General features: G+C 75.4%; 3 protein-coding genes and 1 pseudogene. All 4 read right to left on the bottom strand.

What is annotated here, in order from left to right; translation table 11 throughout:
- Window positions 1-631, bottom strand: a pseudogene (locus tag IEZ11_RS50225) (DUF6884 domain-containing protein); the annotation flags it as partial.
- 163 nt (window positions 632-794) lie between these two features.
- Window positions 795-959, bottom strand: a complete 165-nt coding sequence (locus IEZ11_RS50220; RefSeq protein ID WP_189269828.1) for a hypothetical protein — start codon at window positions 957-959, stop codon at window positions 795-797.
- Between the two features lie 868 nt (window positions 960-1,827).
- Window positions 1,828-2,580, bottom strand: coding sequence for a hypothetical protein (locus IEZ11_RS50215; protein WP_189269827.1), 753 nt, complete (start codon window positions 2,578-2,580; stop codon window positions 1,828-1,830).
- The gene (locus IEZ11_RS50210) at window positions 2,573-2,932 is read right to left on the bottom strand and encodes a hypothetical protein (RefSeq protein ID WP_189269826.1); all 360 of its coding nucleotides are present in this window, start codon (window positions 2,930-2,932) and stop codon (window positions 2,573-2,575) included. Before IEZ11_RS50210 ends, IEZ11_RS50215 begins: the two co-directional genes overlap by 8 nt.
- Window positions 2,933-3,047: the final 115 nt, after the last annotated feature.

Genomic DNA, 3,047 nt, shown 5'->3' with positions numbered 1-3,047 from the left:
AGGCGTCGCGGATCTCGACCCACCCGTACTCGCCGAGAACTCCGGCGAGGGTCTCGGCCTGCTCCCACAGGGGGAGGGCGGGGTCGACCTCGACCACGGCGGCGGGCTGGGGGCCGGTCAGCACCTGGGCGATCCGGCGGAAGGTGACGGCACGGAAGTACGCGGCGGCGGCCCGGCGACCGCTGGTGCCCAGGGCCTCGAAGTGGTCGGCGTGCTGGGGCCGGCGGGCGCACTCGCCGTACATGCGGGCGGCCCAGCTGGTCAGCAGCTCGGCGTGGTCGAGGACGCGGGGGAGCGCGGCGGCGTAGCGGGCCACGTCCTCGGCGGGGCCGGTGACGCGCAGGGCTCGGCCGGACCGGTCGAGCTGGCGGGCCTGGACGCCGAAGCGGTCGGCGACGGCGCGGGCGGCCTCGGCGCGCTGCGGACCGCGGCCGGTGGCGTAGGGGAAGTCCAGGCGGACCGCGGCGCGGCCGTGCGCACGCAGCTGCAGGCGGTCGGTGTCGACGTAGCGCGCGCACCGGGCGGCGTAGCGGGCGGCACGCTCCGGCCCCCAGCCGGTGTCCCACAGCGGCCGGCGGGCCGTGGTGCCGTCGCCGCGCCGGATCTCGTGGCCCTCGTCGCGCAGTCCCATCCCGTGCCCCCTTCGTGGTGTGTTGTGCAGGGTTCCAGTCTAATGCATTGCATTACATTTCGTCAATGAATTTCATCACGCGCGATGAAATGAAATGCAATGTTTTTGGGGTGTGGTCATGATCGCGGCCGTACGATCGCCGGTCGCGGCGACCGCCGGGGCGTCACGGCTGGGCCGTGCAGCGGGGGACGTCGTCGGCGTGCGCCTGCGCTCGCCACTGGGGTGTCTCGGCGACACGCTCCCGGGCCACGGCGAGACCCGGGCCGACGCGGAGCGACCTCACCGGCCGGTCACCACGGCGCGGCAGCAGCTGCTCCCCCTCAGCCACGGCCGGCGGTGCGGTCTCCTCACGCGCCCGTCATGCGCGACGGCGGGAGTACGGCGGGCTGCCCCGCGCCGGCCGGGCAGACGGCGACCCGTGCGCCACCGACCCCCCCTCCCTCCGCCGCTGGCCGTCTTTTCCCGGCCCGAAGCACCTGCAGCCGCGCACGCTGCGGGCCACGGAGGCTTACGGACCCTGGGCGCCCTCCCCCCGGCGCCCGCGCCATGCCCCGGGCCGGAGTGGGGTGCTCCCTCGTCGGTCGGGCGCGCGCAGCGCTGCCGCAGGGTTCCCGGGAGCGGAGGGGATCGCGCTCGCGCGACCGTGTGCGGCGCCGGAGGCGTCCTCGGAGTGGATGGGGTTCCTGTGGCACCCTTCGGGGCCCGGTCGGCGAGGGAGTGCACCGCGACCCCGTACCGACCCCATCCGCCACCGGCCGGCGCTCGACGATGTTCTCCCCGCCCCCTCGGAGAGAGGGCCTGCCGGAGGCGCCTTGTTCTGTGACCCGGGCCAGCTGCCGGGCGGTCGTCGCCGTACTCGCTCGGGTGGCCAGGGCGAGGCGCTGGCCTGGGCCGGTTTCAGAAATCCGACCGCGGCTGAGGCGCCCGGCATTCGTTCGCGGCGGCTGCTGCGGTCACCCAAATTTGGGTGACCGGCGGTCCTGCCGTGCGCGGAGCCCGGTCGGCAGCAAGTTGGCGCGGAAGGGGAGCTTTCCTCGATCGAGGGCGCCGGCCGGGGGCGGACCGGCGCCGGGGGCCGCGTCGCGCGCGGGCGCGTAGGGCGGTCCCAAAAGTCCCAAAACCCCGGAGACCAGCAGCACAGTGCGCCGGGACCTGGGGCGGTCTCGGCGCACTGGCGGCGGGCGGGGCGGTGTCGGCTACGCCGCGGTGTCCGGCGGCGGGGTGCCGATGGCGATGCGGGCGCCGACCAGCCGCCCGGCCTGGGCTGCGGCGCGCAGTGCCTTGACCGCGGCCTTGTCGTCGCCGCGCAGTTCGGCGAGGCCGACGTCGCCGACGTAGAGCACGGCCCAGCCATAGTGGGCGGCGGCCGGGAGCCAGCTGTCGGGAAGCTCGACGCTGCCGGCGTAGAACTTCCCGCCCTCGGGGTCGAGGACCAGCAGCCCGTCCTCCCCGGCCGGACCGTGGCCCAGCAGCAGCACCCCGACCCACTCGGGGATCTGCGGCGGGGCGTGCTTGATGCGGGAGATCAGGGTGAAGCCGTCGCCCAGCAGGGAGCTGATGACCGCGTTGGTCAGCTCCGGTATGGGACCGGGCCCGCTGGAGCCGTCGAACGCGTACGCCTTGGCGACGGTCTCGGCGACCAGGACGGGCAAGGTGGCGCCGCCGTGGTCGAGGACGGCGGCGGTCATCGTCATGTCGTAGCCGTCGGCGGGCACGGGCGGCTGGTGGTCCGCGGGGAGCGGTACGACCTCGGAGGGGCCGCACCGGTCGTGGACGTAGACGACATGCACGAAGGTGGCGTTGGTGCGCACCACCATGTTCACGGTGCCTTCCAGCCGGGTCCGGCAGTACACGCACGTGCCGTCGACCAGGGAGACCTCGGCGGCACGGGCGACGCCCTCGGGCCCGAGCAGGGCGCGGACCTCGGGGCTCATCTGCAGTTCAGGCACGGGCGTGCTCCTGGTCGTGCTCGTCGAGGACGGCGGCGGCGTGCTCCTGGCGGGCGTAGCCGCGCGGGTCGGTGTCCCATCGGGGGTCGTCGGCCGGCACGGGGCCGCGTCCGGTGCCGTGGGCACGGTCGTGCCGCAGCAGGCGGCGGGCGGTGTCCTCGGCGTCCTGCTCGCTGATCGCGGGGTCCTCGACCTCGGCGAGGACGGGCACGGCCCGGTCGGCGAGGGCGGCGCGGTGCACCCGGTACGCGCGCTCGCGCTGCGGGTCACCGGGGCTCACGGTCAGCTCGTCGTCCAGGCGCTGGACGGCGACCGTCGCGCGCAGCAGGGCCAAGGGGTCGGTGGTGCTCATCGGATCCTTCCGGGAGAGGCGGGGCGGCCGGAGCCAGCTCGAATGGCTCCGGCCGCCGCAGTGTTGGGGTCCAGGGTCACGCCTGCGCGGGGTCGTCGGCCCCGGTCTTCTCCCG

This window comes from Streptomyces fuscichromogenes (assembly GCF_014645815.1).
GTDB classification, from domain to species: Bacteria; Actinomycetota; Actinomycetes; order Streptomycetales; family Streptomycetaceae; genus Streptomyces; species Streptomyces fuscichromogenes.
The sequence above is the reverse complement of the archived record's forward strand: the minus strand, read 5'-3'. Positions and strand labels throughout refer to the sequence as shown.

Bases quoted from the DNA above. Each gene is read 5' to 3' on its own strand.
- IEZ11_RS50210 (WP_189269826.1), bottom strand. From the start codon at position 2,932: ATGAGCACCACCGACCCCTTGGCCCTGCTGCGCGCGACGGTCGCCGTC.